General features: G+C 53.9%; 9 protein-coding genes. 5 read left to right on the top strand and 4 right to left on the bottom strand.

Annotated features, from left to right (window positions below):
* Positions 1-8 precede the first annotated feature (8 nt).
* Both A6395_RS05365 and A6395_RS05360 read right to left on the bottom strand, forming a co-directional pair.
* A complete protein-coding gene (locus A6395_RS05365) occupies positions 9-2,714 on the bottom strand; it encodes an EAL domain-containing protein (RefSeq protein WP_071398204.1) in 2,706 nt (901 codons plus the stop codon).
* Positions 2,715-2,828: 114 nt separating this feature from the next.
* Entirely contained in the window at positions 2,829-4,634 is a 1,806-nt protein-coding gene (locus A6395_RS05360; RefSeq protein ID WP_071398203.1) for a C40 family peptidase, read from the bottom strand.
* A gap of 276 nt (positions 4,635-4,910) precedes the next feature.
* Between A6395_RS05360 and A6395_RS05355 the strand changes: the two genes are divergently transcribed.
* Positions 4,911-6,764, top strand: a complete 1,854-nt coding sequence (locus A6395_RS05355) for a sensor domain-containing phosphodiesterase (protein WP_071398202.1) — start codon at positions 4,911-4,913, stop codon at positions 6,762-6,764.
* Positions 6,765-6,781: 17 nt separating this feature from the next.
* Here A6395_RS05355 and A6395_RS05350 read toward each other — a convergent pair whose 3' ends face one another.
* Both A6395_RS05350 and A6395_RS05345 read right to left on the bottom strand, forming a co-directional pair.
* A complete protein-coding gene (locus A6395_RS05350) occupies positions 6,782-8,152 on the bottom strand; it encodes a HAMP domain-containing sensor histidine kinase (RefSeq protein ID WP_071398201.1) in 1,371 nt (456 codons plus the stop codon).
* Positions 8,153-8,164: 12 nt separating this feature from the next.
* A complete protein-coding gene (locus A6395_RS05345) occupies positions 8,165-8,854 on the bottom strand; it encodes a response regulator transcription factor (RefSeq protein ID WP_071398200.1) in 690 nt (229 codons plus the stop codon).
* Positions 8,855-8,961: 107 nt separating this feature from the next.
* Between A6395_RS05345 and A6395_RS05340 the strand changes: the two genes are divergently transcribed.
* The 4 genes from A6395_RS05340 to A6395_RS05325 all read left to right on the top strand — a co-directional run bounded on the left by A6395_RS05340 (position 8,962) and on the right by A6395_RS05325 (position 12,750).
* Positions 8,962-9,723 carry an ABC transporter ATP-binding protein gene (locus A6395_RS05340; protein WP_071398199.1) on the top strand — a complete coding sequence of 254 codons (762 nt, stop codon included), beginning with the start codon at positions 8,962-8,964 and terminating at the stop codon, positions 9,721-9,723.
* Positions 9,710-11,539 (top strand): FtsX-like permease family protein, encoded by a 1,830-nt coding sequence (locus A6395_RS05335; RefSeq protein WP_071398198.1) that lies wholly within the window; start codon positions 9,710-9,712, stop codon positions 11,537-11,539. The genes A6395_RS05340 and A6395_RS05335 overlap by 14 nt, the downstream gene beginning before the upstream one ends.
* Before the next feature lie 13 nt (positions 11,540-11,552).
* Positions 11,553-11,897, top strand: a complete 345-nt coding sequence (locus tag A6395_RS05330) for a YxeA family protein (RefSeq protein WP_071398197.1) — start codon at positions 11,553-11,555, stop codon at positions 11,895-11,897.
* A 118-nt stretch (positions 11,898-12,015) separates the two neighbouring features.
* A complete protein-coding gene (locus A6395_RS05325; protein ID WP_071398196.1) occupies positions 12,016-12,750 on the top strand; it encodes a Fic family protein in 735 nt (244 codons plus the stop codon).
* The last annotated feature ends 48 nt before the right edge of the window (positions 12,751-12,798 follow it).

The following is a 12,798-nucleotide window of genomic DNA, read 5'->3' as shown; positions in this document are numbered from 1 at the left end:
CGGGACGCTCAGTCAGGGCGTCCTTTTTTTTCGTTCACCCAAGCCTCGAACTCGTTAGGTTTGAGCGCCGGGGCGTAGTAGTAGCCTTGTCCGAGCTCGACCCCTTCGGCGATCATCCGTTCGAGGTCTTCCTTCGTCTCGATGCCTTCGGCGAGGGATGTGAGCGCCTGCTCGCTCGCGAAGCGTGAGACGGCACGGAGGAATGATGTGCTGTCTTTCGCTTTCCCGCTGACGTACATCCGGTCAATCTTCACTTCTTGGATCGGTAAATGCCAAATCGCTTCGAACGAGGCGTAGCCGGTGCCGAAGTCATCGATCGACAAGCAGTAGCCGAGGTCGGCGATGTCCTCGAGCCGATCGAGCTCGTTCGCATGTGACATGATGTCGGCCGACTCGGTCAATTCGATTTTCAAGCGGTCCGGCAGCCACGGATACGTCTCGATCAAATCACGCAGCTTCGTGACGATCGACGGGTCGACCGAGTGGGCAGACAAGTTGTACGACAACGAGACGCCGGAGAATGACGTATCGCGCCAAGCGACGAGCTGGTTGATGACTTGGTCGAGGATCGAGTGAGATAACCATAAAATTTGATCTGACCGTTCGGCGATCCGGATGAACTCGTTCGGCGGGACGTGACCGATATCCGGATGCTGCCAACGAGCGAGCGCTTCGGCCCCGACGACGCGTCCAGTTGTCAATTCGACTTGTGGCTGGTAGGCGACGGTGATGTGTGCTTGCTCGATTGCCTCGGGGAGCGCCTGTTCGATCAATGCGGCCCACTGTAGCTGGGCGAGGATGCTCGCGTCATACCAGACGAACGGCGTCCGCGTCTCTTTGGCGTGTTGGAGTGCTCGTGTCGCCTCGAACAGACAATCCGTATAGTTCGGCGTCGTGTGTGCCACCCCGATTTGAACGTGGACGGTCTGCCGTTTTTGATTGATCAACAGTTCAGTCGGGAACAGCTCCATCAGCTCATGTTCGTCGAGCGTGTTAAACCCTTTGACGTACAGCATGAGCGTGTCGTCACGATAGCGGCCGAACAAATGATGCGCATACTTCTCGAGTCGGTCCTCGACGTGACGGGCGAACTCGGTCATGAGCAGGTCAGCATAAATCGTATCGTACCAATCGACGAGATGATGGAAATCGTTCAACTTGATCAAGAGGAACGTTCCGTCGATGTCTTGTTTTTCCCACGCTCGGATAAAACCGTATTCGTTATACAGTTCGGTCGCGAGGTCGAATCGGACGAGACGATCGACTTTCCGTTCACGCTCGACGCGTTCGGTCTCATCTTCGAGGATCAAGTAGTACGTGAGCGTTCCCCCGCGCTTGAGCGGAATGATTTTCGCATTCAAGAAACGGGCATGTTCTCCTTTTAAATGCAAAATGAATTGGGCGCTCGTCCCATGCTCGGTCACACCTTCAAGTGCTTCCTGGAACAGGCGACGACCTGTGTTGGTGAATAGCTGGTTGATCTCGTACAAGTTCCGTTCGCCGAAGAACTGATCGAACACATCGTTCCGTTCGATAAAGTTATAAGCATCATCGATCAACGCGATGGCGAGACCGGTCTCTGAGAACAGGGATGACCAACGCTCGTGATAGCGAAGCAGGTCGTTCGATTGCGTCTCGAGCGTGTTGACGGTCGAATGGACGCTCACCGCGATTTCGCGGAGCTCGTCCTCGATGCCACGGAAGTCATGACTGGCCGGGAATGACGCCTCGACCGGTTCGGTGCTTGGGTCGATGGCGAGTGCACGAGCCTTCAAATGACTTAAATCATGGGCATACATTTTACGTGTATAGCAAAGCGCGGCTAAGAGTCCGGTCGAAAGCACGAGCGTCGCGAGCAGGACGAGGACGGCGAGCGTCCCATATCGGTTTCGTTCCTCTAGGAGCAATGACTCGGTCGACGAGCGGATGGTCTGGAGCACTTCATGCGAGTCTTCGTAAAACTTGGTCCCGTTGACGTAACGCGCCTCGAGCGTCGATCCCGCCGAAGTCAGTCGTCCCAACGCTAGGGCGCTCTCCGTTAAATCAGCGGTCGACTTCGTTTGGAGAGCAGGATTCGTCGCGATAATCTCTTCAAGTAAACGCGCTTCAGTGGCGATGGAGGCGAGTTCGACTTCTAATTTTTCTCGGTCCGGCGTCTCCGCCAGCAAGTTAGTCACGTTTTGGATGAATGTCATCTGCATCCGCATGACGGCATCGGTCAACTCGTAGGTCGTGTTCGCTTGGGCGGTCCGCTCTAAGCCTTGGTAGAGCCAGCGCCGGTCAATCGATTCGATGACGTCAAACGGGACGTTGTCGAATTCGCTCAACTCGCCGTCGAGCGTCTCTTCTAGTCGTTCAGAAAAAGCGAGGAGGGCATCTCGTTCGCGTTCGTGGACCCCGGTCTCGAAATCATCGAGCAGCTGGGTGTTATACTGGAGCGCGCGTTCGCGATAAGGCGAGGACAACAACGCCGTCGGCTGGCCCGAGTTCAGTTCGTACAGTTTCGCGGCCTGGTGGAGGACAAGGTAAGACTCGACGCCGGCAAGGTCGGATGCATGGTTCAAGTTCGTCACGGACTGATCGACGCTGACATGCTTCTCTTTCCAGTAATAGCTTAATCCGAGACCGAATAACAACACACCGACGAGGCAGGCGACAGCAAGTACCATCGTATAGATCCGGTACGGAATTTTGGCGAATCGGTTGCTTCCCATCGTACACTCCCTTTCTACCTTTCCTATCTTATATCGCATTTCGAGTCTTTCAAGTGAAATCCTGCTAACTGAAAAAAAACCCGACAAAGGTCGGGTTTTTAAATGCGTCAAAGGTCACGGTCGCTTGTAGCCGATGAGGCGTGATTTCCAATATGGCTCTTTGCTGATTTGGTTGTAGCCGAGACCAAACGTCCCGGCGTGGATGAACGTATCGGCGTCGATCATGATGCCCATATGGGACGGACCGGCCGTATACGTGTTCTCAAAGAAGACGAGGTCGCCGGCCTGGGGCACGAACGATTTGTCGAGCTGCGGACCGAAGTAAGAACCGGCCCAATAGTTGGCGACGTTCGTCCGCGGGATCGAGACACCTGCTTGGTTGAACGCGTAATAGATGATGCCTGAGCAGTCAAAGCCACCGTTGACCGGACTAGACGACGCCCAGATGTACGGCGTCCCGACGTATTTCTTAGCGACGGCGATTGTCGCGAGCCGGGTTGCTTGGGCGGTTTGTCCGTTGACTTGGGTGACGAACGCTTTGGCGACGAATCCTTGCGTCCCGTTCTCGTTGACACGGTAGTGTGTCGCCGTCTCGCCGACGACGTTCAACAGTCCGCCGCGGAGCGTCGACCCGACGACCTGACTTGAATCGTTTGCTTGGGCGCGGATCGCGGCCGGACTTGCCGTATAGAACGTATGTGAGTCGAACGACCCGCTGACCCATGTTGGTGCCGTCGTTGAGCCTTTCGGTACTTCTTTGACGAACGACGCTGCGACGAAGCCGGTCGTGTTGCCGATATAAATCTGGTGCCAGCCGTTTGCCGTCTGGACGACGCGGAGCGTCTGTCCGGCTTTGACGTTACCGACGATGGCGGAACTCGTCGACGCAGAAGCACGGACGTTCAAGGACGGGGTGTTGACGACGTAATCGACCGAAGTGTTCCCAGCCCCGGCGTCGCCTAAGTTCGGGGCGACCGGTGCACTCGGTGCGGTCGTCGTCTGTTTCAAGTAGCCGGCACTGACGTAACCGCTCTTTCCGTTATACGTGACGTAGTACCAAGTGCCGCTCTGTTTCGTCGCTTGCACGGTCGCGCCGTTCGGGATCGTCGTGACGAGCGCGAAACCGATGCCTGCTCCTTTTCGCACGTTCAAGTTCGCCGTCGTGACGAACGCTTGATTGACGCTCTCTTCTTTCGGCGCTGCCGGTGTCGCCGGCTGACTCGGTGAAGGCGTTGCGGCGGCTTTCTTTAAGTATGTAGTGGCGACGAAGCCTGTCGTCGAACCGTATTTGATGTGCGACCACGAACCTTCGACTTTTAGGATCGTGACCGTTTTTCCTTTCGGGATCGTGACGAGTACGTTCGCCTTTGTCGATTTCGAAGCCCGGAGGTTCAAGTTGACGGTCGTCTGTGACGTCGATTGGGCGGCCGGGCTGACGGTGCTCGTTGATGCCGTCGGCTTAGTCGTTGCTGCCTTGACTGTACCGAGATAATCGTTATGTACCCAGCCAATCTTCCCGTTGAAGGTGACTTGCGACCACGCACCGTTCGTCCGGAGTGGCGTGAGCACTTGACCTTTCGGAATCGTCAAGAGGACGTCGTGCCATGTGCCGGCGGCTTTTCGAAGGTTGAGAGAAGCGGTCGTCACTCGATTTTTGCTTACCGCCGTGCTCGCTTTCGTAAGCCCGGTCGGTGATCCGGCCAAATGAAGTGTTTGTCCGATGGCGATTCGGTCGGTCGTCAAGTTGTTCATCGACTTGAGTGTCGCGAGCGGGATGTGATGCTGTTGGCTGATTGACCAAAGTGTGTCGCCGGTACGGACGATATGGGTGCTAGCGGCGGATACTTCATCGGCCTGGGCGATGACGCTTACAGCGGCGAATGCGGCGAATGAATATATGAGGCCGGACTTGTGATCCATGGAGTCACTTCCTTTAAGGGTAATGGAGTCATTCATGACGGGTAACGATACACGTTTATTGTACGGTGCCGAGAAACCGGGAAGCAATGGTGGAAAGGACTCATTCGAACGAGATTCCTTGAAAAGCAGGTCAATATTTTTTGGTAGGTCTATCAGATAGATGACTCCTAAAAAGAGGGAAATTAAAAATTGACTTTCTGTTGAATTTTGGAAGGTCTCGTATTTGTGCTTCATGCTATCATTAAGGCAAAACTGTTTGAACGAAGGTAGGGGACTATGATCGAGGGGAACTTTTCAACACAAACATACCGTAAACATCAAGAGAAACTGTTCGAACTCGTACGGATGCCGGACGTGTCTGACGCGACAGTCGAGCAGGCGATCAGCTACATGTGCGAAGTCGTCGCGGATATGCTCGAAGTCGACACCGTATCAATCTGGCACTTCGATGAGGCGCAACACTCGATCAGTTGTCAAGTCGCATATTCAAAAGATAAAGGCATCAGCAAGCCGGCATTAACGGTCTATCGTCAGGATGCACCGGTCTATTTTGATGCGCTCTGCACGAATCGTGTCCTCCTGTTTGAGAACGTCCGGACGCACGAATGGGTGAAAAATTTATATCAACAATACTTCGTCGAAGGACAGCGGGTTTACTCGATGCTTGACGCGCCGATCATTGCGGACGGACAAGCCCGCGGTGTCATCTGCTGCGAGACGTACGAGCTTCGGAAGTGGACGTATGTCGAAGAGCTGATCGTGAGTACGCTCGCCGATTTTGTCGCTATTTTATATAGCCGGCTCGAACGTCAGTCGGTCGAACAACACATCGCCCGGCTCGCCTATACGGATGAATTGACAGGACTGATGAATAAGAACGCGTTCATCGAACGAGTCGACCGGATGCGGGACGAAATCGATCATCACCTCGGGTCACTCATTTACGTGAGAATCGACGAGTTCCGCTCTGTCGAGGACGCGCTCGGCAGCGAGAAGGCCAATCAATTAATCCAGGAAATCGCAAATCGGCTCCGTCTCGTCGTCGATCCGGCGATGTTCGCCCGGAGTTCTCAATCCGGCTTCGTCGTATGGACACCGTACGGCGACCGGATCAAAGCGTACGGGATTGCCGACATGCTTTGTGAGACGGTGACGAACGAGCCGTTTACCGTCGATGAACTGGATGTCGTCCTGACGATGAGTGCCTTTATCTCGATTGAGGATAAGGCGCGCTCGACGCTCGAGATGATTCACACGACACGGATCGCCGCTAGTCATCATCATGTCCAACGCGGTGGCATCATCTTCTATGAAGAGAAGATGAGCGAGAAGGCGACAGCCCGATTGACGCTCGAGATGAATTTGCGCAAAGGGCTCGCATTGAACGAGTTTGCGCTCTACTATCAGCCGAAAATTGACGGATCGACCGGACGGCTCAACGGTTTTGAAGGGCTCATGCGTTGGATCCATCCGGAAAAAGGGCTGATCCCGCCGCTCGACTTTATCCCGCTCGCCGAGTCGACCGGTGTCATCATCGCCCTCGAGGAGTGGGCGCTCGAGGAGGCATGCCGCCAATTGAACGCCTGGCACGCCTCTGGCCGGACATATCACTTGGCGCTCAATTTGTCGGCCCGTCACTTCCTATCAGAAGGCGTTGTCGAGAAGTTCGCCCGTGTCGTTGAAAGAATGGGTGTCTGCCCGAACTATTTGACGTTTGAGATCACGGAGAGCGTCGGGATGGAGAATCAACAGCACGTCATCGAACGGTTCATCGCCTTCCGCAAGCAAGGCTTTTCGATTTCGATCGATGACTTCGGGACAGGTTTCTCGGCGTTCGTCTATTTAAAGCATTATCCGATCCATGAGATCAAAATCGACCGTCAGTTCATCCAAGCGACGGAGAACGACCCGACCGGAAACGTCATCGTCCAATCGATCATCGAGCTCGCCCGCGGCCTCGGTTTAAAGACCGTCTGCGAAGGCATCGAGACGACCGAGCAGCACGACACGCTCCGTTTGCTCGGTTGTGATGAGATGCAAGGGTATTACTTCTCGCGTCCGCTCGCGATTGATGAGCTTGAGGTATGGATTGAAGCTTATAACAATGAAAACAAGGATTCGCTCCGTTGAGCGAATCCTTGTTTTCATTACGGCAGATCAATCTGAATCGTCGTCCCGACACCGAGATCACTCGTCACGGTGACCGTGCCCCCGTGTGCCTTGATGATGTCCCGGGAAATCGCCATCCCGAGCCCACTGCCGAGCGCGTCGGTCGTATTCGTCCCTCGGTAATAACGTTCGAAAATATATGGCAGATCGGCTTCATCAATGCCATTCCCGTCGTCTTGCACGATAATCGTCCCGCCTAGGACCGTGACACATACTGTAACTGACTCGTCGTTATGGAGGAGGGCGTTATAGATGAAGTTGAGCAAAGCCCGCTTCATGAAATGACGGTCGACGTCACGTGACGCGGCGTCTGTGCTTGAGAACGTGATGTCGCGCGTCGCAAATCGTGGATCGTTCAAGACGTCGATGACGAGCTCGCGGACGAACGGCTCGAGCCCGGTCGTCTCGCGTTTGAGCGGGAAATCACCGTGCTGCAGCCGCATCGTCAAGTTGAAGTCATCGAGTAGTTCTTTCATATAGAGCGCTTGCCGTTCGATGACTTCAGCGTACTGGCGCCGTTCCGTCTCGTCGATTCCTGTATCCTCGAGCAGTTCGGCGTAGCCTTGGATCGAGGCGAGCGGTGTCTTCAAGTCATGGGACACGTTGCTCATCCACTCTTTACGGCGGCGCTCGAGTTGTTCCCGTTCTGACTCATATGTCGTCAGGGTCTGTGACACATCGTTCAAGTTTGCGAACACGGGTCGGTACATGCCGGGCCGTTTCGGTTCGACGGTCGAGAAGTCGCGTGCTTTCAGCTGAGCGATCCGCTCGGTCAAACGATAGACAGGGCGTGTCAAAATCGAACTGAAGGCGAGCCCGATCAGTGCGGCGACGGCGAGATCGACAACGAGTAAGATGACTGTCGCTCGCGACACGTAAGCGAAGATTGCCTCGGGATCGAGCATGAACAGGGCACGGTCCTCTTTGGCGTCTGGTACGCCGATCAAGTAGCTATACGTTTCAAATTCACCGACGAAGTAGAGGACGAGGTCGTCGTCTTTATACTTATAAATCTGAATCAGTTCGATCGGGGAGTAGGCATCGGGTGCGTCAACGGGCGCAGCGACGTCGCTCACCACGTCACCTGAAGCATCGAGGATTTGGATGAACGCCCCGAACTCCTCAAGGGCGGTTATTCCGTCTTCGTTGACGACCGGCGCGCCGTCCTCGAGTGACATGTATTGGTTGAACGTGCGGGTGAACGTCTCTCCGGAGTTGCTCTCGACGTCATCAATCCCGGTCCGGTCGTTGACGAGCAACGTGACGAGAATGACGACGTTCAAGATGACGACGATGGCAACGATGGCGAGAATCGACACTAAGTAACGTCCGGTCAATTTCCATTTCAATTCAAACGCCCCCTATGCCTCAAACTTATAGCCGAGCCCTTTGACCGTCTTAATATAGATCGGTTGTGACGGGTTCGGTTCGATTTTTTCGCGGAGCCGGCGCATGTGCACCATGACCGTATTGTCAGAGCCGTAAAAGTCCTCGCCCCAGACGCGGGTGAACAATGTTTCTTTACTGAGAATCCGGTTCGGATTACGCATGAAGCAGGCGAGCAGGCCGACTTCTTTCGCCGTCAGTTCGAGCCGGACACCGTCTTTGTACGCTTCTGTCTCGTCTACATTCAACCGGAACGGCCCGACGATTGTATCGACGGGTGCTGGTGCGTCGTACATCGAGACACGGCGAAGCTGCGCCTTGATGCGGAAGGCGACTTCTTTCGGACTGAACGGCTTCGTGATGTAATCGTCGCCGCCGATGGCGAGGCCGAGGATCTTGTCGATTTCGTCTGACTTCGCGGATAAGAACAAAATTGGAATGTTCGACGTGTCGCGGATTTGGCGGCACAGGTCATAGCCTTCACCGTCCGGCAACATGACGTCGAGGATGGCGATGTGCGGGGCGAACGTTTGGAACGTCTCCAAGCCGCTTTTGACGGTGTGGGCGGTCGCGATTTGTGTGAATCCTTCTCGCTCAAGCGCTTTTTGAATGAGTATACATAAGTCTTTTTCGTCGTCGACGATTAAAATACGTGGTTGGTCCAATGAAATCACCTCTCTTTGTAGCATATCATTTAAGGATTTCGTAAGGTACGCGTGATTTTCAGTTAAGGTGGCGCGTGTATCGTAGTGTTTAGAAAGAGGTGCTATTCATGGAATCATTATTACAAGTCAACGCAATCGAAAAAACATATGGGAAAGGCAACACAACGTTCAAGGCGCTCAACGATGTATCATTCACGATCGAACACGGCGAATTTGTCGGCATCATGGGACCATCTGGCGCCGGAAAGTCGACACTGTTGAACGTGCTCGCGACGATTGATACACCGACCGCGGGGGATATCCTCGTCGAAGGGAAAAACATCGCCAAGCTCGACGAGGAATCGCTGTCGGACTTCCGTCGCGACCACCTCGGCTTCATCTTCCAAGACTACAACTTGCTCGACTCGCTCACGGTCCGAGAGAACATCTTGCTGCCGCTCGCCGTCGCCAAGACACCGGTCCACGAGACGCGGGATAAAGTCGATGCGCTCGCCAAGCGGTTCGGCATCACGCCAATACTCGACCAATATCCGTACGAGATCTCGGGCGGACAAAAACAGCGGACGGCCGTATGCCGGGCGCTCGTTGCCGATCCAAAACTTATCTTCGCCGATGAGCCGACCGGTGCGCTCGATTCGAAGTCGGCGACCGACCTGTTACAGACACTCGCCGGGCTGAATGAGGCTGAGACGACAATCATGATGGTGACGCACGATGCCTATGCCGCAAGCTTTTGTCGCCGGGTCCTCTATATTCAAGATGGAAAGCTATCGCACGAGTTGATTCGAGGCAGCAAGTCGCGCGACGTGTTTTATCAAGCGATTTTGGATGAGCTCGCAAAAGGCGGTGCGACCGATGACGCTATTTGATTTGGCGAAGAAGAACGTCGCCCGCAATCTATCGCGGTACGCGCTCTACGTCGGGACGACGATCTTCTCGATCATCATCTACATGACGTTCGCGACGCTCAAACACAGCGGGGAGATCAGTGCCCTCGCCGAGACGTCCGGGCAGATCAGCGGTCTTATGAACGCCTCGACGTTCATCCTGCTCATCTTCGTCGCCCTGTTTATCGCTTATTCGAACGCCTTTTTCTTGAAAGGACGTAAACGGGAAGTCGGACTGTATTCTCTTCTCGGGGTACGGAAAAAGCAGATTGGTCTCATCCTGTTGTTTGAGAACCTCGTCATCGGTGCGGTATCGCTCGTGATCGGGATCGGGCTCGGTTTGATTGGGTCGAACTTTTTGTTGCGGCTGCTGCTCAACTTGATGAACAGTGGCTTGTCGATCGGGTTCACGGTCTCGACCTCGGCGCTCGTCGAGACGACGCTCGTCTTCCTCGCCATCTTTTTATTCACATCGTTCCAAGGTTACCGGGTCATCTATCGCTTCAAGTTAATCGAACTGTTCCATGCCGACAAAAAAGGCGAGGATGTGCCGAAGGCGAGCCCGCTCATGGCGCTCATCGGAGTCCTCACCCTCGGTACGGCTTACACGCTTGCGCTGCAAGACCTCGCGACGTCACCGCTTTGGGGTTATCTTGCGGCGGCGATGCCGCTCCTCATCATCGGTCTTACGGTCATCGGTTCCGGTCTTTTGTTCCATAGCGTCCTCATCTTTATCCTCGCCCGCCTAAAAGCAAACGAGCGTTGGGCGTGGCGCCGGCTCAACTTATTGACGACGTCACAACTGTTGTACCGGATTCGGGGCAATGCGAAGACGTTGACGCTCATCAGTATCATCAGTGCGACGGCGATCACGGCCGGCGGGGCCATCTTCAGCGTCTACTATTACGCGGAACAACAAGTCACTTCGTACGCTCCATATACGTTCGCCTGGCAAGGCGACAAACAAGACATTGACGCCGACGTGTTGGCGGAGACGACCGTCATGCAAAAGACGGTTCGTGTCGCTGGTGAGATGGGAGAGCGGGAATATGGCGTCATCGACGAGACGACGTTCCAACGACTCGCCTCAGGCTTAGGATGGGTTGAGCCGGAACCGCTCCAAGAGCAAGACGTCTTCTTGATTGATCCGTTTTATGATGAACGCTTCTCGGAAGATGTGAACGATGTGACGCTAAACGGGGCGACGTACGCAGTCGCATCCCGCTATGACGAGACACCGCTCAACGTCATGACGTTTGGCGGGCTGTTGCTGGTCACACCGGATGACGTCTTCAAGACATTGTCAGAAGAAGAGACGATGTATCAAGTCGCGTCCGTCGCTGATTATAAAGAACAGACCGCCTTGTCGGATCGGTTGTCGGTAGCAGTAAACTTCTCGAGTGCGACAGCGTTATACGCTGAGACGATGGCGATACACGGAGCGCTCTTATTTGTCGGCAGTTTTCTCGGACTCGTCTTCCTCGTCGCAACGGGCAGCATCATCTACTTCAAGACGATGACTGAGGCTGAGGAGGACCGTTCGAAGTACGCGGTGCTACGAAAAGTTGGGATATCGAAGCGGGACATTAAACGCACAATCCGTCAACAAATCGCGGTCGTGTTCCTCGCACCATTCTCGTTAGGGATTTTGCATGCCTCGGTCGCGCTCTTCGCGTTCTCGCGCTTGCTCGTTATGGACTTCACGGTACCGGTGCTCGTCTGGATGGCGGTCTATTCTGCCATTTATGCCCTGTATTACGTGTTGACGGTTCGACGGTTTACGAAATACGTTATCTGAAGGAGAGAATATTATGAAGAAACTAATAATTGCGGCTTTCGCCCTCGTCATCGTGGCGTTCGGGCTTGTGAACATCGACTGGAACCGGCTTGGGAAAGAAGCGCTCTACGTGCAAGTCGGGGCAGCGACAAACGTTGAGGAGACGACGCTCGAATCGGGTGACGTCGTCCGGCGTTACGAGTATACGATGCCAGCGCTGACGAAAGACGGTGATCCGCAGACAGTCACGTTCACGGCAGCGAAGGAGCTTCGAAGCGGGGCATACTTGAAGTTATATGTGAAGGATCAAGACGTCGTCACGTCTTACGATGAAGTAACGGGCGCAGATATTCCAAAGGCGGCCCGGGAGCAACTATAGGAAGAGCATCAACGAGCTGCGCGTACTTATTTCAAATCGAGATAAGTACGTTTAGCTCGTTGATGCTACAATTAATTTACCACCAAACAAGAAGCGTACATGAAAGGAGACGGTGCGAATGTTTGAACGGATCACAATAAAAAAAATGGAGTTGGATCAAAAGCGGCCGTTACCAGTGTATACACTCCGAAGTCTTAGAGAGAAACTATTTTTAGAGTGGACGTATAATTCGAACGCCATCGAAGGCAACACGTTGACAATCAATGAGACAAAAGTTGTCCTAGAAGGCATAACGGTTGGCGGGAAGACGATGCGAGAACATCTAGAAGTTATCAATCACCAAGAGGCGATTGTCTACGTAGAAGAAATCGTTCGTCGGGAAGAACCGTTTTCAGAATGGCAAATCAAAAACTTGCATCGGTTGGTTTTGAAAGGAATTGATGATGCGTATGCAGGTGTGTACCGCGATCAACAAGTGTTCATCGCCGGGGCTGTCCATACGCCGCCACCTTCGTATATGATTCAAGAACAAATGGAGCAGCTGATTCACTGGTACGAAACAGAAGCAATCAACCTTCACCCGGTGGAGCGCGGAGCGTTGTTGCATGGTAAGTTTGTGGGGATCCATCCCTTCATCGACGGGAATGGACGAACGTCTCGCCTGTTACTCAATTTGGAATTGATGAAATCAGGATATCCGCCCGTCATCATCAGAGTTGAAAATCGTTTGGCATACTACAACGCACTGGATCGTGCACATACGACCGGTACGTATGATGATTTCATCGAACTCGTTTCTGCAGAAGTTGAAGAGTCGCTCGACTTATACTTACGTGCCGTTGCCATTGACTGACAAAAAGCCTTTCCCAACGACACGTTGATCGTTGGGAAAGGCTTTTTA

The organism is Exiguobacterium sp. SH31, from assembly GCF_001816105.1.
Lineage (GTDB): Bacteria > Bacillota > Bacilli > Exiguobacteriales > Exiguobacteriaceae > Exiguobacterium > Exiguobacterium aurantiacum_A.
Note: the sequence above shows the minus strand (reverse complement) of the source record. Positions and strands in the feature narration are given on the sequence as shown.

Bases quoted from the DNA above. Each gene is read 5' to 3' on its own strand.
- A6395_RS05330 (WP_071398197.1), top strand. From the start codon at position 11,553: ATGAAGAAACTAATAATTGCGGCTTTCGCCCTCGTCATCGTGGCGTTC.
- A6395_RS05335 (WP_071398198.1), top strand. From the start codon at position 9,710: ATGACGCTATTTGATTTGGCGAAGAAGAACGTCGCCCGCAATCTATCG.
- A6395_RS05355 (WP_071398202.1), top strand. From the start codon at position 4,911: ATGATCGAGGGGAACTTTTCAACACAAACATACCGTAAACATCAAGAG.
- A6395_RS05365 (WP_071398204.1), bottom strand. From the start codon at position 2,714: ATGGGAAGCAACCGATTCGCCAAAATTCCGTACCGGATCTATACGATG.
- A6395_RS05325 (WP_071398196.1), top strand. From the start codon at position 12,016: ATGTTTGAACGGATCACAATAAAAAAAATGGAGTTGGATCAAAAGCGG.
- A6395_RS05360 (WP_071398203.1), bottom strand. From the start codon at position 4,634: ATGGATCACAAGTCCGGCCTCATATATTCATTCGCCGCATTCGCCGCT.
- A6395_RS05340 (WP_071398199.1), top strand. From the start codon at position 8,962: ATGGAATCATTATTACAAGTCAACGCAATCGAAAAAACATATGGGAAA.